This window comes from Burkholderia sp. Bp9004 (assembly GCF_003858025.1).
Classification (GTDB): Bacteria; Pseudomonadota; Gammaproteobacteria; order Burkholderiales; family Burkholderiaceae; genus Burkholderia; species Burkholderia diffusa.
Map to the genome: position 1 here is coordinate 1 of NZ_QTQD01000050.1, position 22147 is coordinate 22147.

Below are 22147 nucleotides of genomic sequence, written 5' to 3' on the forward strand. Positions count from 1 at the left end.
GCGGGGTGGAGCAGTCTGGCAGCTCGTCGGGCTCATAACCCGAAGGTCATAGGTTCAAATCCTATCCCCGCAACCAATACCGAAGCCCGCTCTGCGACAGCAAGCGGGCTTTTTGCTTGGTGCCATCACATGATCGAGTAGCATTTGAGGCTGGGTGTAAGTTAGAGGCCGCAGACGACTCGAGAGGCTTGCCTGGTTGGCTGGGCACTGGCCCGGATTGGAGCGGCCGCCTGGCCTTGTCGGCTGGAGTTGGTAGTTCGAATCTCATCACCCGACCATTTGTTTAAGCCCGCAAGGTGAAAGCCTCGCGGGCTTTTTCGTTTGCGCGTCCAATCCGCATGAGGTACGTCTATGCCCGCCCGACAGACGAAGCCCTGCAAGCACCGGGGACGCGGTGCGCTTGTTGCGGATGGTAAGACGCACTGCGATCAGCACGCGCACAAGGCCGTCAAGTGGAAGCCAGATACCGTTCGCGGCAATTGGAGCAGCCCCCTGAAACACCGGACATAGCCTCTCACTTAAACTAGCGGGCAGGCATAAGACTGTGCTTTTGACTAACACCAGGTAGGAAGTGAAGGAAGTGTTGACGGGCCCGGAGCGTCGGCCGCGCTGGACGGCGGAGCAGAAGCTGGCGATGGTTCGCGAGTGTTTCGAGCCGGGGAAGTCGGTTTCGCTGGTTGCGCGCCAGCGCGGCGCGAACCAAACCAGCTGTTCCACTGGCGCAAGCTGTACCAGGGCGGGAGCCTGTCAGCGTTCAAAGCTGGTGAGGAAGTGGTCCCGGAATCGGAGCTGGCCGATGCACTCAAGCCGATTCGCGAGCTGCAGCGGATGCTCGGCAAGAAGACAATCGAGATCGAGATTCTCCGCGAAGCAGTCGAGTATTGCCGAGCAAGAAAATGGATAGCGCACTCGCCCTCGCTGCCGGAGGGCGACCAGTGAAACTGGTTTATGAAGTTCTCGGCGTGTTGCGCTCGAACGTTTCGGCATGGCTGTCGGGTCCGACGACGTGGCGCGATGGCCGTCAATCGCGACAGACCGACGATGCGAGCGTGGTCGAAGAAATCCACCGAGTCGTCGGCGATTTGCCCAGCTATGGCTATCGTCGGGTGTGGGGCTCGCTACGCAATGAACGCATTGCTGCCGGACAGGTGCCGTTCAATGCGAAGCGCATCTATCGCATCATGCGCACTCATGGTCTGCTGATGCAACGTCGTCCAACTACGCTTCGGCCGCAGCAGCGTCGGCACGATGGCAAAGTGGCGCGTGCCGCGCAGTAATCAGCAGTGGTGTTCGGATGGTTTCGAGTTTCGCTGCGACAGCGACGAACCGCTGCGAGTGACGTTCGCGCCGGACTGCTGCGACCGCGAAGCGATGAGCGGGGCAGCTACGACGGCAGGCCACAGCGGCGACATCGTGCGCGACGGGATGTTGGCTGCAGTGGAAAATCGGTTTTTGCAACGAATTGCATTCTCCGTCCGAAATCGAGTAGCTGAGCGACAACGGTTCGGGCTCTACGGCCGACGATACGCGCCGGTGTGCAGCGGCTCTAGGCCTGAAGCCATTGACCACGCCGGTGGGCAGCCCCCAAAGTAACGGCGTGGCCGAGAGCTTCGTGAAGACGATGAAGCGCGACTACCGGTGTAATCGTCGACGAACCACACGCGTCCTCGGCTGTCGAGCTCGATGCGTGCGTAACGGTCGTGCTGCGGGTTATAGAAGAAGTGCCGCCCGTCCGACCCGATGGCCTTGATTAACTGGTTGGTGTGCTCGGTGCGTTCGGCCTTGGCGGTCAAGGGGCTCGGTACCGACGGAGGTCAGCCAGCAACAGACGTTGGCCCACACTTTCACGGGGCGTTCGAACGTCGGCTTCGCCCAAAAACGGACCTTTGTCCTTGGATCATGCGGTTCTCGTTACCGACGTCCCCGCTCAGCCGATGGTCGGTGGCTACATTGCGCCCGAGCTATTTGGGAAGATGGGAGTGCGCGGCGTGGTCGGAACGCTGGGCCGCGAACCACGCATGAACAGCGGCAATCACGTCCGGGTCGTTGCTTGCATAAGTCAGGCTCGCTCCGGAGGGCAGGCTCCTGTATTCAATATGAAGCTTCTCACCCGCCCTTGTCAGGGTGGCGAGCCCTGCCATATCGAGGCCGTGAATCGCCGCAGGATCGGCGAAGTCGCCGCGGCGGAAACGTTGAGCTTCGATTGCCAGATGAGAGCGAATAAGCGCGACCTGTCTGGTGTCGTGTTTGTCGTTCGCCGTGATTGTCTCAATCCCACCGCTTCCGGTATCGTCGAAAAAATGGGTGGTCCGCGCCAGATCAAACGGCATCACAGTCGCACCCTTGCGGGCCACCTCCGCCCGGTGCGATGTCATGTCGTGGTTCGACATCGTGTCCTCGTGCGACGTGGTCTGCTCCGGCTCCCCTGCAACCGCGATCGATACACCGATCAGCGCGCCTGCCGCCGCTGTCATGATTTTTTTCATTGCTTCGCTCCTCCCTGGAAACCGCGAAAGCTGATGCAAGTTTCCCATACGTCAGTGCGTGGATCACCCTGGTCAATTCGTATGTCCAGCGGTTCCCGGATCGAAACCCATAGTCTGCGATCGTTGCTCATGCGCAGACAGACATTTGCGTGCTGGAAGCACGAGCCGGACAACCTCCAAGTGGTCCGACCGCATGAGGGTGATCGATTTCGAATCCGGCAATGCATCACTGAGCGGTCGAACGTCGATCAATTCCTCCGGTGTCGCCCGTGGTATTGCCATAAAAGTATCGCAGCGTCAGGTTGCGTCACTCAGATCGTCCGGCGCGCGAGCATGGTGCGGATCTCCCCGATTGCCTTGGCCGGATTCAGGCCTTTGGGACAGACGTCCGTGCAGTTCAGTATCGTCCGACACCGGAAGAGGCGATACGGATCGTCAAGATTGTCCAGCCGCTCACTCGTACCCTCGTCACGGGAATCGACCAGAAAGCGATAGGCCTGCAGGAGCCCGGCAGGACCGACATATTTATCGGGATTCCACCAGTACGAGGGACATGCGCTGGAACAGCACGCGCACAAGATGCACTCGTACAGACCGTCGAGTTGATCGCGTTCCTCAGGCGTCTGGCGCCTTTCCCGCTCCGGCGGGGGCGTGTCGTTGATCAGGTAGGGCTTGATCGATTGGTATTGCTTGAAGAACGCGGTCATGTCCACGATCAGGTCGCGAATGACCGGCAACCCAGGCAGCGGACGCAGGACCGTGTGGCGGGGAAGGTCGTTGAGGTTGGTGATGCAGGCGAGCCCGTTCTTGCGGTTAATGTTCATTGCATCCGAGCCGCACACGCCTTCACGGCACGAACGCCGAAAGCTGAGCGTCTCGTCCCGTGCCTTGAGCCGGACAAGGACATCCAGCAACATCCTGTCAGTCGAGGGCACCTCGATCTCGTAGGTTTGCATGTACGGCCTGGCATCCCGGTCTGGATCGTAGCGGAAGATTTCAAACGTCCTTGTTCTACTCACGATGTTCCTCCTTTGTGGAACGGATCGCGTATCCGGCGCGCGTTATCTCCCCGTCACTTCGTTTCTGTCGATTGCAGACCGACGGTATTCCAGACGGAGCATCCGGTCACCCGCGCCCTAAATTCATTGTTCGCCTTGATCGGACGCCCCCACCACTCGCAGCCACGGCCGTTCTGCGAAAAATTGGGCGCAATGTAGAAAACGGGTCGGGTCTATTTCGCCCGAGGTGCTACGACAGTCACATCGCGTCATCGATCACTCGCTCTCGCTTTATCGAGAGGAAACCGCAGGGATTTGCTCCACGTCGATGTATCCATGTATATCACGCCATGATACAAAGAGATACTTGCGATGACGGCTTGGAGCCGGCGGGGCCGCGTTCCTTGAACCTTGGAGTAGTCGACGGGTGCGGTAATGGCGTCGTTGCGAGTTTGTACCGGCTCGATATGGGAAAAATGCAGGTGTAGTGCTGCGCCCCGCATGACATTCACGAGGAGGACACGTGACATCACCGGAAAATTCCTCGCTAGCGAGTCCTTTAAGAACCGACGTGCTGATTGTCGGTGCAGGTCCCGTGGGCCTTTTCGCCGCGTTCGAGGCAGGCGTGATCGGCCTGTCGTGCCGGATCGTTGACGGGATCGAGCGCCCGGGTGGCCAGTGCATCGCACTGTATCCGGACAAGCCGATCTACGATATCCCTGGCATACCATCGTGCACTGCGCGCGATCTTGTCGATCGCCTCGTCGAGCAATGCCGGCCCTTCGATCCTCCGATGCATCTCGGTCAGCGTATCGAGACGCTTGACCGGCTCGAGGGCGGTCGATGGCTCGCTCGCACCGACAAAGGGTATGCGTTTGACGCCGCGGCGATCTTGATTGCTGCTGGCAACGGAGCGTTTGTGCCGCAACGGCTGGCACTCGACGAGGCGTCGTTCCTTGAAGGCCGGTGCATCCATTACAGCGTTTCCGACGTGAACGGCTTCGCAGGAAAAAGCGTCGTGGTCGCGGGCGGTGGCGACTCCGCGCTCGACTGGGCGCTGGCGCTGCGCTCGGTCGCGGGGCGCGTCACGCTCGTTCATCGGCGGAACGGCTTCAGCGCGACGGACTCGAGCGTCGCCCGGTTGCAGCAGGCGGTCGCGGCGGGCGAGATGGATTTCGTGGTTGGCACGATTGCTGGGCTGAATGCGCCCGGGGGGACACTCGAATCGATCGAGGTTCGCCAGATCGGTGGCTCGGTGTGCCTCGACACAGATCAATTGCTCGTGCTCTACGGACTTGTCGCGGACCTTGGTCCGATCGCCAACTGGGGGATCGCCGTGCAGGCCGGACGGATCGTCGTCGATACGTCGTACTACGAAAGCTCACGGCCAGGTATCTTCGCAGCAGGTGACATCGCCGGTTATCCGAACAAGCAGAAGCTGATCCTGTCCGGGTTTCATGAGGCATCGCTCGCGCTGCGCAAAGCATACGTCTATGCGTTTCCCGACAAGAAACGCGTGCATGTGCACTCGAGCTACGATGCAAAGCTCGCCGAGCGCGTGGCCGCCGTTCATCCCTCGCGGGGCGCCCGGGATTTCTCCGCGCTTTAGAGACATGGACCGACCTGGGCGCGACGGGGAAGGCGAGGAATCAAGCATCGTGTCGACGTTGCTAAACGTGTCGTCACTCGTCCAAAGCAGGACGCAATAAGCCTCGAATGACAACAACGGTGTCAAACCGCCGCGGCTGCTTTGCTTGGTTGAGCGAAAGGCTGGAGTACCTCGGACGCTGCCGTTGAGGTTTCGCCGGGTCAAGGAACAGATGATGCATCTGATAAAGACCAGACAAATGCCAAGGAATCATTTGCCCTATAGTCGGTTGAAAGGGGCGCAGGCCGCCATCGGAACACATCCCGGTGATGATGCCCGCACAGATCGTTGATCTCCATCAACGCGGTGGTGTTGGTGCACTTTGATGTCGGGCGGCGGATGACCAACATTGAAGTATCGAAACAGGCTTTCTCGCTCGCTGTCGGGGTGAGTCAGTAAGCTGATTCGCAAATAAACTTCACCTTCCGGTGCGGAGGTTGAGATGCCGTTGCTCAGGCCGCGTAGCGCTATAACCGTCATCCTCCAGGAGCACGACCAGTTGCTTACCGTGATCGGGGGCATGCAGCGCTTTGTCCATCTGCTTGTTGCAGGGGCACCCGTTCCGGGCCTCATGGTGTTTCGGGCGATGCTTTACTACATTCGGGAATACCCGCAACAGGTACACCATCCCAAAGAGGATCGCTACCTGTTCAGGCCATTGCGGGATCGAACCGACGAGTTCGAAAGCGTCCTTGATGAACTGGAGTCACAGCACGATCGAGGCGAATTGAAGTTGAGAAATCTGGAGCACGCGCTGACCCGGTACGAGTTGAAGGGCGCGCCAGCGCTTCGTACGCTGGGCGCGCTGATGGACGATTATGCGGAGTTCTATGCGGACCACCGGTGTCTGGAAGAGACACTGATTCTGCCGGCCGCCAAACGTCTGTTGACAATGGATGATTGGGCAGAGATCGACGCCGCCTTTGGCGCCAATCGCGATCCATTCGACGGAGAAAAGCTTGAAGAAGATCTGGGCAAATTGTTCTCTATGATCGTCCAAACCATCCCGGATCAGGACGCTGGCTGTTCAGTCGCGTCGTTCGATGGACGGCCGGTCATGTGATGCACATGCGGATCAGCAGGATCTGCCACCACGAAATGCAGGAAGGCTTTTGAGTACCGGAAGCCGACGCAGGAGGAGATATGCAAGCCATTCACCACTTTCATCTGGAACTGCGGCACGCAAGTGTTCCCACCTACGTCGCCAGTTACGTCTTTCCGATCCTGTTGTTGGCATATGAAGTGCTCAGGGTGGGCAGGTCGGTCGCCGAATACGGCGTGAACTTCTCGAACTTCCGGTTCATGGGCTACGAGTTCCTGTTAATGCTCGTGTTTGTTGCGCTTCAGGTCGTCTTCGAAGGCGTTTTCCTGATTGCAGCCTGGATCAGCCGCCATCACGATTTCGAACATCGTGTCGGAAACGTCCTGGCCGGCCTCGGCTGCTCGCTGGTCGTAATCGGTTTCGACCTGGCATTGCAGTACGCGCTATAGCGCAAGCGGCGCGGGGCGAACTGTCGTTTGGCCGAAATCGCGAGCATCTCATTACGGATGTCGCGAGCGGCCATCCGACTTCCGCCCGTCAACGAGGGGCGGCGAGGACTAATGGGACTCCAGCCACTCTGCGACGGCTTTCGCTTGATCGGCGTCCAGCGTATGCGCGACAGCGGTCATGACGGGCGCATTTGCGCGTGTTCCGTTCCTGAAGACTTCGATCTGACGAAGCAGATACTCCTTGTGCTGGCCGGCAAGGCGCGGAAACTGGCCGATTCCCTGGCCCTGTGCGCCGTGGCACGACGAGCACGCGGGAGTTCCGCGATCAGGCACGCCATGTTCGAAGATTTCCTGTCCCTTCGACATCATTGCCGCGTCGCTCGGTGCACCGCGCACCGGCTCCTGGTGCGAGTAATAGTCGGCCAGCGATGCGATCGTCGCATCGTCGAGTTGCGACGCGATTGCCCACATGTACGAACGGGCATCCGTTTCGCCGCGCGCATGTTCACGGAATCCTTTGAGCTGCGCAGTCAGATACTCCGGTGTCTGAGCGCTCAGCCGGGGAAAAATCGGCGATTCGCTATGTCCGTGTACGCCGTGGCAAGCAGTGCAAAGCTGGGTGGCGAGGCGCGCGCCACTTTCGGCGTGCGTGGTTGATGGCATCCCGATCAGGATCGCGAGGATGCCAAGAGCAGGCGAGCAGATACAGCGTGTTGTTATCGCTGGCGTTCCGTCCGCTTCCGTCATAGTTGAATCGTGCGCCATTGAACTTGAGGAACCAGGTGTACTGCACGGACAGCTTCACTGCGGCATCGGCAGGTAGTCGAGTTCGAGGATGATGCCTCGCGTATCGGGCAAGCCATTTGCACTCCCTGTCACTGGAACGGCGCCGTATAGCCCCGCATCCGCATTTCCTGTCGTCGAGAAGTACCCCAGCGTGGCACCGTACTTGCGCTGGTAGTAACAGCAGCAGGCGCCCCTGCGGAATCGAATGGCCGGTAGAGACGGCGGATTCAGGCCAGCCTCGGCTTCCTACAAGATGCCGATGATTTGTTCTTCGGTGAATCGCTTTTTCATTGCCATTCCTCTCTGGAACGGACTCTACACCGTCACCGTACTAAACGCGGGGAGCAGGTCACTAGTTGAGCCGCAACGAATATTGCACGGCCAACCGTGGAGCGTTGCATCTCGCCGGCCAGGCGTCGCTTGCCTCGGCTGATCGGTCTCTGCTGCACGCGACAATTCAGCGAAAACGCGGCTCGCTGAAGCACAACACCCGAAGGCGATACCAAGAAAAGTAAGATCGCCCCCATTTTTCTGTCAAACGAATCACTTTTCAGACATATCTAATATGAGTCGCGATTGTCGGCTGGTATACAGACTTATACCTATCGCCGCCAGCACCATAAAATGAAACATCGCGACCACAGCTGCTACCTTCACGGTCAAACGGAATACATGAACCAGGTGCTCCAGTATTTCGCAGCCCGGTGCCACGGGAAGACCAGAATCCTCGATATACCGTCAGGTTCCGGCGTGTTCGCCGCATCATTGAATGCGCTCGGCCATGATGTAGTGCAGGCAGACATCCATGGCTACGACGATTCCGTCGTAGCCGACATGGAAGCTCCCCTCCCGTTCCAGAATGACGAGTTCAGTGCAGTCACCTGCCTTGAAGCGGGCGAACACGTATTGCATCCGGCGAACTCAATTTCGGAGTTGGTCCGCGAAAGCGGCAGAATGGCATCATCATCGTTTCAACGCCGAATGTTTCGAATCTGCATTCGTGCTCGCAGTTTCACGGGGCGTCGCCTGGTCGTGGCCGCGTGAGTCCGTTCACGCCGCTTCAACTGATCTATGTGTTTGGTGCGATGGGCTGCACGCTCAAGGATACCCGCATCGATCGCTGCGAGCGCATGGCGCTGCTCCCGTTCTACCTGCTCCTGAAGCACCTCTCGATCCTGTGGACCCGGAAAATCACGGGCGGAACTGCCGTCGGAACATACCCGGCGTTGCGCGTCTTAGCCGCCTCCTGACGGGATTCACGCTGATGTTCGGTCGATCGAAAATTTTGATCTTCGAAACAATGCAGTGACCGAGATGCGCCGATACAAAGGCCATGAAAAAAACCGTCGCGAACCATCTCCGGGAATCGTGGCTCTTCCAGTCCGACACATTCAGTTGAAATATGATTCAGAACTTCTGGCTCGAGTTACTCATAATTGCATGCGCAGCACCATTGGTAGCACATCATTTCCGGACGGAACAAATGGCAAAAATCTGCCGGAAAATCGGCCTGCCGTGCAACATTACTTTCTGGACGATGGTGTTTCATCCGCGCTATTGGCACCTCTGGAGCTTGAGGCAGTGGGAGGTTCATCTTGCGCATCAAGAGGAAGCAGAGGGCAAATTGAGACGCGAATAAACCGTCGCCGACTCATTGTGTGTTGGCTCTTCGAACGTCGGCCGGTGATTCAGGCATCACATGATGCTGAGCTGAAACCTGCAGATTGGCGGAATAAGCCAGTGACTTGGCATAAACTACCAAAGATTGACAGTCTTACATTGGTGTAATATTTCGATTCCTCGTGCCCTCAGCTTTGCAGGGCCGTTCGGTCCCGACAACCCGGAAGGCGTCGGGACATTTTTTTGCCAGTCGTGCCCTCGTGCAGCATCTCGTGTGACTCGCGACTCAACCCACCGCCAAAAATATCGGTGCGGACAGGGTTAATCTTTCGGGGCTTGAGGGCAATGTCAGCGCGATTGGCTTCTACGAGCACAATGGATGCGATTGGCACGCGCTGAAACGAGCTTCATTGGCTCGACGGAAGTCGCTGACCGGATCTGCGTGATCGAAGCCTGCCGGCACCGGGTCCAGCGTTCGCACGTTGCACGACCGATTCCGCAAGAGACGGAAAAGATGGCGCATCGCGCCAGTCACTCGCCGCAATACCGCATGAGCAAATCCGCCTCCGTTTCATGTACCTCGACCGGCAGGCTCGTTGCCCCGGCATACGCCAGATATCGCGCGCGATGCTGACCGTTTCGGAACGACGCGACGCCGACTTTCGACAGCCCCGGAATGCCGAACAGCATCCGCGTTCTCGTCTCGCGAAAGGTGATGAAGGGCATCTCGGGAATCCGGGCTTGGGCCGGGTCGAGGAAGTCGCGGATGCCGGCGGCCTTGCCGGGCGCCCAGTACTGAACCGATGGCAACACATAGTCCGTCGTGTCGCGATCGGCGCAGGCGAGCAGTTTCGTCAGGTCGACCGTCACGACGCGATGTCGCGAGTCGTCGGATGCGAATACACGCTTGAGATGCGTGGAGGCATAGGCGGCATGCCCCGAAAGCTGGATGATCCAGACATCGACACCATCATGTTGTGCCCGAGCGAGTGACATTGTTTCCTTGGGGGGCAAGCGATTTTTGTGGCGGGAGTGTAGCAGCACGGCCGCAGCCGCGGAGCAGTCGGATATCCGGATTCGACAGGGCGAAATCATGCGCGAACGACCGAGGCGCGGAATCGATCACGCAACGGATACCGGACGCGACGGCCATGTATTTTCAGTCGAGGTCGATAGCTCGCGAGAATATCGCGATACTGCCTGCACGGAATGACGTATAGCCCCGGATTCACACAAGATTCACGCAGCGCGTGAAGCCGGACCGGCGCAGCGCGTCATAGGAACCGAGCGGGCGGATTGGCCGGAGAAAGTCACGTCCCCGAAACTTGAGATCGAATATCTCGATTACCGCTTCACGTCGACACTCGAAACGCGGGAAACGGGGCGAGTCGCCGTGGTCGACTGGCAGCTGGATTCCATTTCGCGAGGCAAGACGTTCGCGTCGGTCATGTTCGAACGTTTTCTGAAACGCAACGACTTCGCCGACGAGGACGACGCGCGCGCCAATCTCGTCGACTGGCTGGCACAGCTGGTCAGCCCGCAGGGCGCGCCACTGATCGAAATCCCTGCGGCGCAGGCTGCTGCCGCCGATGCAGTCGACAATACGGTCGACGGCGATGCTTCAACCGCGAAAATCGTCAGTGAGGTCGTCGTTGAAATCGTCAGCGATCTCGACCGGAGCGAACTGAGCATGGACGGCGCGCTGAACGGTACGCGCTATCGGGCCGGCGGTTTTGAGCAGGGCAAGACGTGGTCGTTTTCCCATACCTGCAAGATTGAGGTCGACGATCGCCTCACGAAGGGCGGCAAGGCCCTGCGCGTGCTCGCGCCCCCGTCACGCTGGCGGCCGACGGCGTAATGATGATCGGGGCCATCGTGTCGCTTCCCGTGATCCTCGTGATTGCCGCACCGGCCGCAGGCGTCCCGCTTGGACCGTGACGTGCTGCATGCTGCGCCAGGCACACGGACTCTCCGTATGAAAGGGTGAGTTGCCGCACAGACGGTTGCACGGGGCGCGATCACAATCTGGCCGGTTGACCGTTCTACCCCGGCCCGGTCAACCATTTCCCCGCTCGCTCGCGCAGGAGCGGGGGCTTTTTCCCTGCACGACGCATGCAAGCCGCGTCGGCGGAAACGGACCGGCGTTCGGCAGGCGGCGTCTCGCGCCACGGCATCCGTTCGCCCGAGCCGCATGAATCGCTTTCCTCGTGCCTGAGCGGTTGCTTGGGCCGATTGCCGGTTACGGCCGGCGATGCCTTGGTCCCGGCGGCGCACAGTCGCGCTGCCGGGATGTTTTTTGTACCGAACCCGTCAAGGTCCGACACGCGCGCAACGCGCGTGTCGGCGGGATCAGCCCGCCTGCTCGACGCTGGTTTCCCAGCCGTCGTATTCGCCGCCGAGCGAGCGCACCTCGCGATTGATCTCGAGCGTATGGTGCGTGATGTCGGCCAGCACCATCGTGCCTTCGTGCGCAAACCTCACGGCCGATTTGCCGTCCTCGGTCGGCGCGACCGATTCGACCAGATAGCCTTTCGACTCGGCCCAGTCGGCGAACTGGTGCGCGTCGCTCGGTTCAGGGAAGTAAGCCCAGTGCATCACGCGCCGGCTCGCGTCGCTCACGTCGCCTTTCTGCCGCAGCGCATCGAGCACGCGCATGTCGCGCATCAGTTGCCAGTCGTCGTCGGTCGGGTAGAGCGTGCGCCAGTACGTTTCCTTGTCCGGATCGTCCTGGTATGCGTACTGAAGCGCGTAGGTCGTGTGCTCGGCCAGCGAGTCGACGATCCCGGCCGCGGCTTCCTCGTCGAACGGCACGTAGAACAGGAAATCCTGGTTGCCTTCGACCGTGATGCGGCCGACCTGCACGCCGTTTTTCGCGGTCACTGCGGCGTCCAGCAGATCTTCGACTTTCGTGAGACCGGCGAACTCGTCGCTGCTCGGCAGGCCGTCGGGCGTCGGATGCGCGAACGTGACGCGCACGCTGAACAGCGACGTGCGCGGATCGCTTTCGGCGATTTCCGCAAAGCCGTGATTGAAGCTGATGAAGGCCTGATGGTCGCCCATTCTGGCAGGGAAGGTTCCCCAGGCGTCGGTCATGTGTTTCTCCCGTGCACGATTGTCTGTTGACGGTTGCAAAGCGTCCCAATGTATCATCGAAAATCGCGTTGGCCGAAGCCGCGTGCGGGGATGATCGTGCGTCAGGCTGGTCTGGCGGCGGTCAAATTCGCGTGCTGTCGCGCCATCGCCGGTTTCCATCGTCCGGCGTTCGTCCGGCCGCAATCGTTTCGAAGGAGATTCCGATGTCGATGTTCGCGGTGAATGGTGTCCGAATCGACGTGCTCAGCGCGCGTGTGACGCACGTGCGCTGGGCGGCCGTCAATCCGGCGGACCGGTCGTGGGCGGCGACGCCGAGCGAGGCGTTGGTGGCGGAAGTTGCGCGCGCGCTTGCAGCCGGCAACGACGTTCGCGCAGTGTTTGACGAAGCGGACGGGACGGCGGTGGGGCCGAGACTGAAGCGCGTGCTCTATCGCGACGCGTCGGAAGGGATCGAACTCGACATCGATGCGACTAACGAGTCGCGTACGCTGCGTGACCTACCGCAGATCTGAAAAAAATGTCTGCAGGCGTGTCGATTTCCGTCGAGTCCGCCCGTCGTAGCATCGGAGGCGTGCGCATCGTGCGTCCGCCCCGATTTCCGCCACGATAACCGACTGAAGGAGCGACACCCATGGCCACGTCCGTCAACCCGATCCCGGAAGGGATGCGCACGCTGACACCGCATCTGATCTGCGCAGGCGCCGCCGCCGCCATCGACTTCTACAAGCGTGCGTTCAACGCGACCGAACGGTTTCGCCTGCCGACCCCGGACGGCCGGCTCGCGCACGCGTGCCTCGCAATCGGCGATTCGACACTGATGCTCGTCGATGAAATGCCGGAGCACGGCGCACTCGGGCCGAAGACGCTGAACGGCACGCCGGTCTGCCTCCACCTGTTCGTACCGGACACCGATGCGGCGATCGCGCAGGCCGTCGCGGCCGGCGCGACAGTCACGATGCCGGCCGCCGACATGTTCTGGGGAGATCGCTATGGCCAGGTGGAGGATCCGTTCGGCCATCGCTGGTCGATTGCGACCCACAAGCGCGACCTGACGCCCGACCAGATCGCGGAAGCGATGGCGAGCGCGCCCCCCTGCGGAAGCTGACCGAACGGCGCGTATCGGACCGAACGCGGCTTGCGGCGGCGCCGCCGCGTATCCGCGAGCGGTTCATCCGTGCTCAGGCGCCGGCGGCTTTGCGGCGCTGCTTGTCGTCGTACATGTGGCGATCGGCCGATTCGAGCAGGTCGGCCACGGTGCGATGTTGCGCGGGATCGTATGCCACGTAGCCGACACTGAACCGGATCGCATAGCCGCGTGCGTCGGCCGCGTTGCGCAGCGCGAGTGCCTGCGTGACGCGCTCGATCGACTCGCCGACGTCGGCCGGATCGCTGGCGCTCAACAGCACGACGAATTCGTCGCCGCCGAGTCGGGCGATCACGTCGCTGTCGCGCAGTGCACCGGTCAGCGTGTCCGCGAAGGCCATGAGCGCGCGGTCGCCTTCGGCATGGCCGAAGCGGTCGTTGATCGCCTTGAAGTCGTTCAGGTCGAAGAAGAGCAGTACCGCGTGCCGGCCCACGCGCTCGCACAGGCTCAGCACGTGGCGCGCGAGAATCTCGAAGCCGCGCCGGTTCGTCAGTTGGGTCAGCTCGTCGGTCGTCGCGAGATGCAGGGCCGCGATTTCGCGTTCGGTCATGTGCGCGAGATCACCGAGCAGCGCGAGTTCGTCGACGGAGAGTTCGCGTGGCCGCGTGTCGATCAGGCACAGCGTGCCGACGGGTGCGCCGTTCGGCGCGGCAAGCGGCCGGCCCGCGTAGAAGCGGATGCCGGGCTGGCCGGTGACCAACGGATTGTCGTGGAAGCGATCGTCGTTGCGCGCGTCCTGGATCACCATCGTGTCGTCCGCGAGCAGCGCATGTGCGCAGAACGAGACGTCGCGCGAGGTCTGCGTGGCGTCGAGACCCGGATGACTCTTGAACCACTGGCGATTCTCGTCGACGAGGCTGACGAGTGCGATCGGAACGTCGAACAGCCGGCGCGCGAGGCGCGTGAGGCGGTCGAACCGTTCTTCCGGCGGCGTGTCGAGGATCGACAATGAATGAAGCGTCTCGAGCCGGGCCGCCTCGTCGACCGGTTTGGAAGCAATCTGCATTGGTTTTTGTCTCTGGTCCCGGCTGCGGAGCCGGTTATCGATCGTCTGTATGTCACTCGGCGCGTGCGCAAGCCCGTCGGCGCATTCGTGTCGATATCGCCGCGCACGCCGAACAGTATCGCGCATTCGCCATTGCGCTGCACGCCGTGTTGTGCGGAGTCGCAATGTCGATGCGACGCGAACGCTTCACATGTCGTGCGTCGCTGCCGGGCATGCAATTTGATGCCCGGCGGCTCAAGCTCTTCGGCGCGATGCCGTAAACAGGGCAAGATCAATCGCTCATCCACCGCACCATGGTTCGAATTCTGTACGCGGGGTATCTCGCGTTGGCGCTGTATCTGCTCTATCCGATGGTTCAGGACACGCTGACCTTCAGTGCGGACTGTGTGCTCGGCGCGCTGCCGGGCGGGACTCGCGATCGACCGAAGCCTTCGGCCAGCGATGCGCGTGTGCATGCGAGCCGGTGTGTCGCGACCACGCAGATCGCGGAGCGATCGCCAGACATCCACTGATTTCTTCAACCGATTCCACCGATCGCGGCGCCGTCACGCCCGGTATGCAGGCCATTCGGCCAGATTGACCGGCGTGCTATGCGCACCGATCATCGACGACATCCCGGCGCGAATGCCCGCAACGATGCGCGTCGGCCGCGCCGCATGCGAACGGCGTCTGACGATCGCACGCGTACGAACGGTCAGTACGTCGAGCGGTACGGCGTACCCTGGTCGAAGCGGCTTTGCCAATGCGCAAGGTAGCGCGACGCGAGTTGCGGATTGTTCCAGACCACGACGACGTTTTCGGAATTGCGGCTGGCTGCCGAGGCGCTGTAGTTGAACGAGCCCGTCTCGACATGCTCGGCATCGACCACGACATACTTGTCGTGGTGGATTGCATAGGCGTCGATCGTGCGTGTCGGAATGCCCGCGTTGACGAGCAGGTTCAGTGCCTGCTTGCTGCTCTTCGCGCGATTGCCCTTGTCGTCCACGACGACCGCGACATTCACGCCGCGCCGTTTCGCGGCGAGCAGCGCGCGCGTGACGGGTGGCGACGTGAACGAGTAGGCGGCCACGCGAATCGAGGTGCGCGCGGCGCCGATTGCCTTCAGCACGAGCGCCTCGGCACCGCCATCGGGCGAGAACGCAGATTCGACAACCTGCGTGGCGGGCGCCTCATGTGTCGGGGCCGGCAGAAGTCGCCCGATGAAGTCGATCGCCTGCTGCAACAGCGATTCATTTTGCGTCTTGCCGAAGGCGGCGAAGGGCGTGGCGAGCAGGGAGGCGGCGAGGCAGGCAGCGGCGAGGCGTTGGCGCGACAACATCTTGGACAGCGAATGATTTTGAGACAGCGGGCCGTGAGTGTAACGCAGACACGGCGGCGCGGTCACGCGCGGATGCGAATGCGCGACATCGTGTGACGGTCCGGCGCGGTCGACGTGATGACGTTCATCGTGCCGAGCGGTAACTGCATTGGCTCCGTGATCGTGCGGCGCTGCCATGCAGCACGACACCCGCTTCGCGCCATGCGTCAGGCATCGAGTGGTCCGGCCGCCTCGCGTGCGATCCATCCGGGCCCGGGCTCCGGCTGCACGTCGTGCGCGTCAAGCGGCTCGCCACACGCCGAGCACACCGCGACCGCGTGCATCAGCTGACCACAGGTGCGATGGCGCAATTGCACCGGCGGCCCCTGGCCGTCGTCCTTCCAGCGATCGCCCCATGTCATCAGCGCGAGCAGGGCCGGGTAGAGGTCGAGGCCTTTTTCCGTCAACCGGTACTCGAAGCGCGGTGGGCGCGCCTGATACGCGCGCTTGACGAGCACGCCTTCGTCGACGAGGCGCGCTAGCCGCTCGGCCAGGACGTGGCGCGTGAGGCCCAGTTGCGTCTGGAACGCATCGAAGCGGCGGCAGCCGAGAAACGCGTTGCGCAGGATCAGCATGGTCCACCGATCGCCGAGCACGGCGAGCGTGCGCGCGACCGAACAGTTCAGCGTGCCGATGTCATCCCATTTCATGATCGATTCTCGTGCGGCGGTTCAGCGAAAGAGCGGGTTGGATTATAGAACTTGCCTTCGGTTGCAACGGGCGGTGGTTGCGTTGACAAGCCCTGTGCGGTTGTCAATAATAAGTTCCAATTTAGAACTTACTCGCGCGGCGACGCGCTTTCAATCAGGAGACAACCCGATGAATCCGCTTTCCCTGTCCGGTCTCGAACTGCTGCGCGCGGCCGCGGCGGGCGATCTGCCGCTCGCGTCGATCTCGGAAACGATCCCGATGCGGCCGCTGGGCGTCGAGCTCGGTTACGTGAAGATGTCCGCGCGTGCGGACGGCCGGCACCTGAATCCACTCGGCGGCGTGCACGGCGGGTTCGCCGCGACGGTGCTCGACTCGGTCACGGGCTGCGCGGTGCATTCGATGCTCGATGCGGGCGTCGGTTACGGCACGGTCGACCTCCACGTGAAAATGCTGCGCCCCGTGCCGCGCGACGTCGACCTGATCGCGGAGGGGCGCGTGATTCACCTGTCGCGTTCGCTCGGCGTAGCGGAAGGCACACTGAAGACGCCGGACGACAAGATCGTCGCGCACGCATCGGCGACTTGCTTCATTCAGCGGCCGCAATGACGCGACGGGTGGCGTCCTGATACCAGCCCGGCCGTCCGGCATCATCGGGACCATGCACGCACACGCGAAGGCCGCCGTACCACGAATGAGCGAGGGTCGGGCGCACATCGAAGGCGGCCTGTAAGCGAACGCATCGGCCGTCTGAAGCGCTCGCTTCAATGTGATAGCGTTCCTGCTTTCCACTGACGCGACAGGAACAGCATGGAATACCGCACACTCGGCGATTCAGGCATCGAGGTCAGCCTGATCGGTCTCGGCACGATGACGTGGGGCGAGCAGAATTCTGAACGCGACGCCCACGAGCAGATCGATTTCGCGCTCGGGCAGGGCGTCACGCTGATCGATGCCGCGGAAATGTACCCGGTGCCGCCGAAGCCCGATACCCAGGGACGCACGGAGCAGTACATCGGCACCTGGCTCGCGCAGCATCGTGCGCAGCGCGACCGGATCGTGCTCGCGACGAAGATCGCGGGCCCGGCGCGGCAGCCACACAATCCGCGTCATATTCGCGGCGAAGGCAACCAGTTCGACCGCAAGAACCTGACCGAGGCGCTCGACGGCAGTCTCAATCGCCTGCAGACCGACTATGTCGACCTGTATCAACTCCACTGGCCCGATCGCAGCACGACGACGTTCGGCCGCCCCGCGTATCCGTGGGTCGACGATGCGTACACGGTGCCGATCGAGGAAACGCTGGGCGTGCTGGCGGAATTCGTGAAGGCCGGCAAGGTCCGCGCGATCGGCGTGTCGAACGAAACGCCGTGGGGCGTCGCGCAGTTCCTGCGCGCGGCCGAGAAGCTCGGTTTGCCGCGCATCGCCAGCATCCAGAATCCGTACAGCCTGCTGAACCGCACGTTCGAGAATGGCCTGTCCGAGTTCACGCATCGCGATGGCGTCGGCCTGCTCGCGTATTCGCCGCTCGCGTTCGGCTGGCTGTCCGGTAAGTACGAGAACGGCGCGCGTCCGGCCGGCGCGCGGATCACGCTGTTCGAGCGCTTCCAGCGTTACAGCAAGCCGCAGGCCGTCGAGGCGACGTCGCGCTACGTCGCGCTCGCGAAACGACACGGGCTGTCGCCCGCGCAGCTGGCGCTCGCGTTCGTCAACAGCCGGCCGTTCGTGCGCAGTAACCTGGTCGGCGCGACGTCGCTCGCGCAACTGAAGGAGAACATCGGCAGCATCGACGTGACGTTGTCCGACGAGATCTTGGCCGAGATCGACGCGCTGCACGAACTGCAGCCGAACCCGGCGCCGTAAACGGCGAGCGGCCCGCGCGGCACGGTGCCGCGACGGGCCGCGTCCGACGCGCATTGCCGCGCCGTGGTTTCCTTCGTGAGCGGGCTCAGCGCATCCCGAGCCGCGTGCGCGCGACCATCAGTGCGACGAGACTCAGCACCGCGCAACCCATCAGGTACAGCGCCGGCGACAGCCGGTTGCCGGTTGCGCTGATCAGCCACGTGATCACGAACGGCGCGAAGCCGCCGAACAGCGTGACGCCCGTGTTGTAGCTGACGGCGAGGCCGGTCGCGCGGGTCTGCGACGGAAACAGTTCGGCCATCAGCGCCGGCAGCGCGCCGCAGTACGTCGCCTTCAGCAGCCCGATCCAGATCAGCGCCGCGAGCATCGTCGCGAACGACGCGTGATGCGTGAGCCACGCGAACGTCGGCCATACGGTGGCGAGCATCAGCAAGGCTGCCGCCACCATCACGCGGATCCGCCCGGTGCGATCGGACAGATGGCCGACCAGCGGCGTGACGAGCGTCAGCACGAAGCCGGTCGCGAGCGTCGCCGCGAAGCCCGTCGACGCGGGCAGTCCGAGCTGTTTGATCGCATACGTCGGCATGTACAGCACCATGTAGTTGATCGCGGTCGAGATCACGAGCACCCCGATCGACAGCAGCACGCGCATCTTCTGGTCCGCGAACAGCTCGCGCACGGGTGCTTCGGAGCGCGCCTGCGTTTTGAACTCGATCCCCTCGTCGACGTAGCGGCGGATGTAGAGTCCCACCGGGCCGATCGCGAGACCGAACAGGAACGGCACGCGCCACCCCCAGCTTTCGAGTTGCGCGACGCTCAGCGTCGATGTCAGCAGCGCACCGAAGCCCGATGCCAGTAGCGTCGCGAGGCCCTGGCTCGCGAACTGCCAGCTCGACATGAAGCCGCGCCGCTGCGGCGCGTGTTCGACGAGGAACGCGGTCGAGCTCGCGAATTCACCGCCGGCCGAAAAGCCCTGCATCAGCCGCGACAGCATGATCCCGAGCGGTGCGAGGATGCCGATCGATGCATAGGTCGGCATCAGCGCGATCAGCACCGTGCCGGCCATCATCATCCCGATCGACAGCAGCAGCGACGCCTTGCGGCCCGCGCGGTCCGCGTAGGCACCGAGCACGAAGCCGCCGATCGGCCGGATCAGGTAGGACAGCCCGAACGTGCCGAGCGTGAGCAGCAGCGACGTCGCCTCACTCGTCGCGGGGAAGAACAGCTTGGCGATCGTCACCGCGAAAAAGCCGTAGACGATCAGGTCGAACCATTCGAGCGCATTGCCGATCGACGCGGCGAAGATGATGCGCCGGATCTTCGCGGCGCTGGGTCGCGCGGCGTCCTGCGAGGTCAGGGTGGTCGTATTCATCGTGTGAGCAGGTCCCGAGAAAGAGGCGAAGCGCGTTACAGGGCGGCGCCGGCCGCGGCGGGTGCCGCGTGGCGAACAGGCGGCGCGGCCTCGCCGAGATCCCAGAAGAGGCCTGCCATCATCTGCAGTCCCTCGCGCACGACGCTCGCGAGCAAGTGCTCGTCGGGCGCGTGCTGCGAGCACGCCGGATACGAGTGCGGCACCCACAGCGTCGGCAGCCCCAGCGTATCGGCGAATACTTCGTTTGGCAGCGTGCCGCCGAGGTTCGGCAGGATCGCGGGCTTCTTGCCGGTCGTGCGCGCGAGCGACGCGACAGCCCAACGGACCCACGGATCGTCCGGCGGCAGGCGCGTCGCCGGCGCGCCGCGTTCGACGTCGATCTCGATGTCGGTGAAGCCGTGCGCATCGAGATGCGCGCGCAGGTGCGCATGCAGCGCTTGCCAGTCAGTGCCGACCACGAAACGCAACTGGCAGTGCGCGAATGCGACGGGCGGAATCGCATTGACCGGATGGTCGGGATTGCCGGCCTTGAACGCGAGAATTTCGAACGTGTTCCAGCCGAACACGCGCTCGGCGGCGGAGAGGCCCGGCTCGCCCCAGTCCGCGTCGAGCGCCGGATCGCCGGGGCCGCCGCCGACGGACAGGTCGGCGAGCGCGGCGCGCACGGCGGCCGGGATCGGCGGCGGGCGCAGCCCGGCGACACGGATCGCGCCGCGCGCGTCGACGAGGCTCGCGAGCGCATTCGCGAGCACGGTCGCCGGGTTGCGCAGCAGGCCGCCCCAGTTGCCCGAGTGATGGCCGCCGTCGCGTGCGCGCAGGCTGAGCTTGAAGTTGACGGAGCCGCGCGAGCCGAGGAACACGGTCGGACGTTCGGCGGTGACGCGAGGTCCGTCGGACGCGATCAGCACGTCGGCCGCGAGCGCGTCGCGCTCCTGGCGGCACAGCGCGTCGAGGCCCGGAGACCCCGTTTCCTCGCCCATCTCGATCAGCAGCTTCGCGTTGAAGCCGAGCCGGCCGCCCCGCGCGTCGAGCACGCTCGCCAGCGCGGCCAGGTTGATCGTGTGCTGGCCCTTGTTGTCGGCACTGCCGCGGCCGTACCAGCGATCGCCGTCGACGGTCAACGTCCACGGCGACAGCGGCGCGCGCCATTGCGCGTCGTAGCCGCGCACGACGTCGCCGTGACCATAGACGAGCACGGTCGGCAGCGCGTCGTCCTCGTGGCGCGACGCCAGCAGGAACGGGCCGCCGCCGTCGACGGGGTTCTCGACGATGCGCGACGTGAAACCCAGACGCGTGGCCTCCGGCGCGATCTCGTCGGTCAGGTAGGCGCGCAGCGCGGCGCTCGAGCCGCTGTCCTGGCTTTCGGTGCGCAGGCCGACGCGGCGGCTCAGGGTCGCGAAGACCGCGCCCGATTCGAACTGGCTCAGCGCGTGCTGGATGGCTGCGGTACGGCTCAAGACGTGTCTCCTGTATCGGTTTTCCGGCGGGCGCGGCGCGCAGGGCCGGGAGTGCGATCGATTCTAGAAAGCCGTTTTTTTTGTCACAATGATCGAATTTCGAACATTTCTTTGCCGAAAAGGCAAAGCGGAGCGGCCTGAACGACGGGCCCGGGGACAGAACGATGGCGGTTTTCCTGCATGGGCTTGCGTTGCGGTATTTCGTCGAAGTCGCGCGCACCGGGTCGATCAGCGACGCATCCACGAGGCTGCACGTGGCCGTCTCGGCGATCAGCCGGCAGATCGCGAAGCTCGAGAGCGAGCTCGGCGCGCCGCTGTTCGAGCGCCGGCCGCGCGGGATGGCGTTGTCGGAGGCCGGCGAACGGCTGCTGGGCTTCGCGCAGCGTAGCCTGCTGGAGGCCGAGCATGTGATGAAGGAAATCGGCGGGCTGGAGGCGCTGCACGGCAGCCTGTTGAAGGTCGCCTGCTCGGAGGGGTTCGCGATCGACTTCCTGCCAGGCGTGCTGGCAAGCTTCAAGGCGCGCCACCCGGGCGTCGATTTCTCGGTGTGGGTCGTGTCGCCGGCGGAGGCGACACGGCGCGTGCGCGACGGCGATGCAGACATCGGGCTGACGTTCAGCCTCGCGCCGGAGCAGGGCGTGCGCGTCGAACACACGGAGCGTGCGCCGGTCTTCGCGCTCGTGCGGCGCGACCATCCGCTCGCGGCGCGCGATTCGGTGTCGCTCGCCGACGTCGCGCGGCACCCGCATGTGCTGCCCGAGGCCGGCACGACGGTGCGCCAGCTGATCGACATCGCGTGCGTGCTCGACGGGCTCATGCTCGAGCCGGAACTGACCAGCAACAACACCGCGGTGATGTATCGCTACGCGCAGCGTACCGGCGCGGTGATGTTCACGGGGCTGCTGTCGGTGCGGGACCGTTTCGACGCGGACGGCTTCGTCGCCGTGCCCGTCACGAATCCCCAGTTGCGTGAGCGCAGCATCCAGGTGCAGACCATGGCAGGGCGCGATCTTCCCGCGTCGGTGCGCGCGTTTCGCGACCATCTGATCGACGTGATGAGCAGCGCATCGCCCCCGCCGGTTGCCGTGCGCGGCCCGAGACGCCCGGGCATGAGATAATCGCGAATCCGCCTTCCATTCCCGTGCGGCTCGCCGAGCCGCATCGCCCCTGTTCGACGC

Annotated in this window: 22 protein-coding genes and 2 pseudogenes; 13 read left to right on the forward strand and 11 right to left on the reverse strand. The window is 63.0% G+C overall.

What is annotated here, in order from left to right; all coding sequences use genetic code 11:
• Positions 1-634: 634 nt before the first annotated feature.
• Positions 635-1636: pseudogene (locus DIE08_RS33440) on the forward strand (IS3 family transposase); the annotation flags it as partial.
• 325 nt (positions 1637-1961) lie between these two features.
• On the opposite strand, the gene DIE08_RS33445 reads toward DIE08_RS33440, so the two are convergent.
• On the reverse strand, positions 1962-2486 hold the full coding sequence (locus tag DIE08_RS33445; RefSeq protein WP_124906072.1) for an aspartate carbamoyltransferase: 525 nt from the start codon (positions 2484-2486) through the stop codon (positions 1962-1964).
• A 311-nt stretch (positions 2487-2797) separates the two neighbouring features.
• Positions 2798-3505: a succinate dehydrogenase iron-sulfur subunit gene (locus DIE08_RS33455; RefSeq protein WP_124906074.1), complete on the reverse strand. Its 708-nt coding sequence runs from the start codon at positions 3503-3505 to the stop codon at positions 2798-2800.
• A 502-nt stretch (positions 3506-4007) separates the two neighbouring features.
• Here DIE08_RS33455 and DIE08_RS33460 point away from each other — a divergent pair.
• The 3 genes from DIE08_RS33460 to DIE08_RS33470 all read left to right on the forward strand — a co-directional run bounded on the left by DIE08_RS33460 (position 4008) and on the right by DIE08_RS33470 (position 6623).
• Complete coding sequence (locus tag DIE08_RS33460; RefSeq protein WP_124906076.1) at positions 4008-5093, forward strand: NAD(P)/FAD-dependent oxidoreductase; 1086 nt, start codon at positions 4008-4010, stop codon at positions 5091-5093.
• Positions 5094-5574: 481 nt separating this feature from the next.
• Positions 5575-6195, forward strand: a complete 621-nt coding sequence (locus DIE08_RS33465; RefSeq protein WP_124906078.1) for a hemerythrin domain-containing protein — start codon at positions 5575-5577, stop codon at positions 6193-6195.
• Positions 6196-6275: 80 nt separating this feature from the next.
• Positions 6276-6623, forward strand: coding sequence for a hypothetical protein (locus tag DIE08_RS33470; protein WP_059606609.1), 348 nt, complete (start codon positions 6276-6278; stop codon positions 6621-6623).
• 108 nt (positions 6624-6731) lie between these two features.
• Here the strand turns inward: DIE08_RS33470 and DIE08_RS33475 are convergent, their stop codons facing one another.
• Positions 6732-7286, reverse strand: coding sequence for a cytochrome c (locus tag DIE08_RS33475; RefSeq protein WP_260436621.1), 555 nt, complete (start codon positions 7284-7286; stop codon positions 6732-6734).
• 31 nt (positions 7287-7317) lie between these two features.
• Positions 7318-7586, reverse strand: a pseudogene (locus DIE08_RS36455) (cytochrome C); the annotation flags it as partial.
• A gap of 447 nt (positions 7587-8033) precedes the next feature.
• Here DIE08_RS36455 and DIE08_RS33485 point away from each other — a divergent pair.
• Together DIE08_RS33485 and DIE08_RS33490 are read left to right on the forward strand one after the other, a co-directional pair.
• A complete protein-coding gene (locus DIE08_RS33485) occupies positions 8034-8453 on the forward strand; it encodes a bifunctional 2-polyprenyl-6-hydroxyphenol methylase/3-demethylubiquinol 3-O-methyltransferase UbiG (RefSeq protein WP_124906082.1) in 420 nt (139 codons plus the stop codon).
• Positions 8450-8659 carry a hypothetical protein gene (locus DIE08_RS33490; RefSeq protein ID WP_124906084.1) on the forward strand — a complete coding sequence of 70 codons (210 nt, stop codon included), beginning with the start codon at positions 8450-8452 and terminating at the stop codon, positions 8657-8659. The genes DIE08_RS33485 and DIE08_RS33490 overlap by 4 nt, the downstream gene beginning before the upstream one ends.
• Before the next feature lie 901 nt (positions 8660-9560).
• Here DIE08_RS33490 and DIE08_RS33500 read toward each other — a convergent pair.
• A complete protein-coding gene (locus DIE08_RS33500; RefSeq protein WP_124626090.1) occupies positions 9561-10025 on the reverse strand; it encodes a plasmid fertility inhibition factor family protein in 465 nt (154 codons plus the stop codon).
• A gap of 397 nt (positions 10026-10422) precedes the next feature.
• Between DIE08_RS33500 and DIE08_RS36460 the strand changes: the two genes are divergently transcribed.
• Entirely contained in the window at positions 10423-10887 is a 465-nt protein-coding gene (locus tag DIE08_RS36460) for a hypothetical protein (protein WP_260436620.1), read from the forward strand.
• A 491-nt stretch (positions 10888-11378) separates the two neighbouring features.
• On the opposite strand, the gene DIE08_RS33515 is transcribed toward DIE08_RS36460, so the two are convergent.
• Positions 11379-12122: a DUF695 domain-containing protein gene (locus tag DIE08_RS33515; protein WP_059606615.1), complete on the reverse strand. Its 744-nt coding sequence runs from the start codon at positions 12120-12122 to the stop codon at positions 11379-11381.
• A 203-nt stretch (positions 12123-12325) separates the two neighbouring features.
• Here DIE08_RS33515 and DIE08_RS33520 point away from each other — a divergent pair, with 203 nt between their 5' ends.
• A complete protein-coding gene (locus DIE08_RS33520; protein WP_124906086.1) occupies positions 12326-12634 on the forward strand; it encodes a phosphatidylserine/phosphatidylglycerophosphate/cardiolipin synthase in 309 nt (102 codons plus the stop codon).
• A 119-nt stretch (positions 12635-12753) separates the two neighbouring features.
• Complete coding sequence (locus DIE08_RS33525) at positions 12754-13227, forward strand: VOC family protein (RefSeq protein WP_124906088.1); 474 nt, start codon at positions 12754-12756, stop codon at positions 13225-13227.
• A gap of 73 nt (positions 13228-13300) precedes the next feature.
• On the opposite strand, the gene DIE08_RS33530 is transcribed toward DIE08_RS33525, so the two are convergent.
• On the reverse strand, positions 13301-14272 hold the full coding sequence (locus DIE08_RS33530) for a diguanylate cyclase (protein WP_124906090.1): 972 nt from the start codon (positions 14270-14272) through the stop codon (positions 13301-13303).
• A gap of 293 nt (positions 14273-14565) precedes the next feature.
• Here DIE08_RS33530 and DIE08_RS33535 point away from each other — a divergent pair, with 293 nt between their 5' ends.
• A complete protein-coding gene (locus DIE08_RS33535; RefSeq protein WP_124906092.1) occupies positions 14566-14784 on the forward strand; it encodes a hypothetical protein in 219 nt (72 codons plus the stop codon).
• Between the two features lie 182 nt (positions 14785-14966).
• Here DIE08_RS33535 and DIE08_RS33540 read toward each other — a convergent pair whose 3' ends face one another.
• Together DIE08_RS33540 and DIE08_RS33545 are read right to left on the reverse strand one after the other, a co-directional pair.
• On the reverse strand, positions 14967-15590 hold the full coding sequence (locus DIE08_RS33540) for a phospholipase D family protein (protein ID WP_059606624.1): 624 nt from the start codon (positions 15588-15590) through the stop codon (positions 14967-14969).
• 206 nt (positions 15591-15796) lie between these two features.
• Positions 15797-16279, reverse strand: coding sequence for a helix-turn-helix domain-containing protein (locus tag DIE08_RS33545; RefSeq protein WP_059606626.1), 483 nt, complete (start codon positions 16277-16279; stop codon positions 15797-15799).
• A 169-nt stretch (positions 16280-16448) separates the two neighbouring features.
• Between DIE08_RS33545 and DIE08_RS33550 the strand changes: the two genes are divergently transcribed.
• Together DIE08_RS33550 and DIE08_RS33555 are read left to right on the forward strand one after the other, a co-directional pair.
• Positions 16449-16886, forward strand: coding sequence for a PaaI family thioesterase (locus DIE08_RS33550; RefSeq protein WP_059606628.1), 438 nt, complete (start codon positions 16449-16451; stop codon positions 16884-16886).
• A gap of 201 nt (positions 16887-17087) precedes the next feature.
• Positions 17088-18140: an NADP(H)-dependent aldo-keto reductase gene (locus DIE08_RS33555; protein ID WP_124906094.1), complete on the forward strand. Its 1053-nt coding sequence runs from the start codon at positions 17088-17090 to the stop codon at positions 18138-18140.
• Positions 18141-18225: 85 nt separating this feature from the next.
• Here DIE08_RS33555 and DIE08_RS33560 read toward each other — a convergent pair whose 3' ends face one another.
• Positions 18226-19512, reverse strand: coding sequence for an MFS transporter (locus tag DIE08_RS33560; protein WP_124906096.1), 1287 nt, complete (start codon positions 19510-19512; stop codon positions 18226-18228).
• Positions 19513-19547: 35 nt separating this feature from the next.
• Positions 19548-20969, reverse strand: a complete 1422-nt coding sequence (locus DIE08_RS33565; protein ID WP_124906098.1) for a M20 family metallopeptidase — start codon at positions 20967-20969, stop codon at positions 19548-19550.
• A 164-nt stretch (positions 20970-21133) separates the two neighbouring features.
• Here DIE08_RS33565 and DIE08_RS33570 point away from each other — a divergent pair, with 164 nt between their 5' ends.
• The gene (locus DIE08_RS33570) at positions 21134-22087 is read left to right on the forward strand and encodes a LysR family transcriptional regulator (protein WP_059606636.1); all 954 of its coding nucleotides are present in this window, start codon (positions 21134-21136) and stop codon (positions 22085-22087) included.
• The last annotated feature ends 60 nt before the right edge of the window (positions 22088-22147 follow it).

Bases quoted from the DNA above. Each gene is read 5' to 3' on its own strand.
- DIE08_RS33445 (WP_124906072.1), bottom strand. From the start codon at position 2,486: ATGAAAAAAATCATGACAGCGGCGGCAGGCGCGCTGATCGGTGTATCG.
- DIE08_RS33465 (WP_124906078.1), top strand. From the start codon at position 5,575: ATGCCGTTGCTCAGGCCGCGTAGCGCTATAACCGTCATCCTCCAGGAG.
- DIE08_RS33470 (WP_059606609.1), top strand. From the start codon at position 6,276: ATGCAAGCCATTCACCACTTTCATCTGGAACTGCGGCACGCAAGTGTT.
- DIE08_RS33475 (WP_260436621.1), bottom strand. From the start codon at position 7,286: ATGCCATCAACCACGCACGCCGAAAGTGGCGCGCGCCTCGCCACCCAG.
- DIE08_RS33485 (WP_124906082.1), top strand. From the start codon at position 8,034: ATGAAACATCGCGACCACAGCTGCTACCTTCACGGTCAAACGGAATAC.
- DIE08_RS33500 (WP_124626090.1), bottom strand. From the start codon at position 10,025: ATGTCACTCGCTCGGGCACAACATGATGGTGTCGATGTCTGGATCATC.
- DIE08_RS33515 (WP_059606615.1), bottom strand. From the start codon at position 12,122: ATGACCGACGCCTGGGGAACCTTCCCTGCCAGAATGGGCGACCATCAG.
- DIE08_RS33520 (WP_124906086.1), top strand. From the start codon at position 12,326: ATGTCGATGTTCGCGGTGAATGGTGTCCGAATCGACGTGCTCAGCGCG.
- DIE08_RS33525 (WP_124906088.1), top strand. From the start codon at position 12,754: ATGGCCACGTCCGTCAACCCGATCCCGGAAGGGATGCGCACGCTGACA.
- DIE08_RS33530 (WP_124906090.1), bottom strand. From the start codon at position 14,272: ATGCAGATTGCTTCCAAACCGGTCGACGAGGCGGCCCGGCTCGAGACG.
- DIE08_RS33535 (WP_124906092.1), top strand. From the start codon at position 14,566: ATGGTTCGAATTCTGTACGCGGGGTATCTCGCGTTGGCGCTGTATCTG.
- DIE08_RS33540 (WP_059606624.1), bottom strand. From the start codon at position 15,590: ATGTTGTCGCGCCAACGCCTCGCCGCTGCCTGCCTCGCCGCCTCCCTG.
- DIE08_RS33545 (WP_059606626.1), bottom strand. From the start codon at position 16,279: ATGAAATGGGATGACATCGGCACGCTGAACTGTTCGGTCGCGCGCACG.
- DIE08_RS33550 (WP_059606628.1), top strand. From the start codon at position 16,449: ATGAATCCGCTTTCCCTGTCCGGTCTCGAACTGCTGCGCGCGGCCGCG.
- DIE08_RS33555 (WP_124906094.1), top strand. From the start codon at position 17,088: ATGGAATACCGCACACTCGGCGATTCAGGCATCGAGGTCAGCCTGATC.
- DIE08_RS33560 (WP_124906096.1), bottom strand. From the start codon at position 19,512: ATGAATACGACCACCCTGACCTCGCAGGACGCCGCGCGACCCAGCGCC.
- DIE08_RS33570 (WP_059606636.1), top strand. From the start codon at position 21,134: ATGGCGGTTTTCCTGCATGGGCTTGCGTTGCGGTATTTCGTCGAAGTC.